Source organism: Methylophaga sp. UBA5088, from assembly GCF_002414625.1.
Lineage (GTDB): Bacteria > Pseudomonadota > Gammaproteobacteria > Nitrosococcales > Methylophagaceae > Methylophaga > Methylophaga marina.
In genome coordinates this window covers 39,392-39,697 of the sequence record NZ_DIAC01000030.1, presented here as the reverse complement: position 1 = coordinate 39,697, position 306 = coordinate 39,392, and the positions used below count along the sequence as shown (strand labels likewise).

Annotated in this window: 1 pseudogene; it reads right to left on the bottom strand. The window is 43.8% G+C overall.

From position 1 onward, the window contains the following. Positions 1–304 (bottom strand): annotated as a pseudogene (locus B4K20_RS04080) (phosphomannomutase); the annotation flags it as partial. Positions 305–306: the final 2 nt, after the last annotated feature.

The following is a 306-nucleotide window of genomic DNA, read 5'->3' as shown; positions in this document are numbered from 1 at the left end:
GTTGAATTCCGTACAAGGCGACTGCTGGGGAAGGAATAAAACCCAGATTAATTGGATGAAGACCATAATGCTGGCAAGCTTTGGCCACTGCCTTCATAATTCGTGGACTGCTGGACCTCAAGTCACCACCGATACCAACTTGATCCCCTTTCTGTATCTGCTTCTCGTGAATCAAATGCTGCAAAAATGCTGAGGTATAGGCAAAACACACAAAATCTGTCATGTCTTTGACAAGACCACGGGTACCACTTGTACCGAATTTGACGCCAGAATCTGACATCAACTGTTCAATATGAATGTTCATTT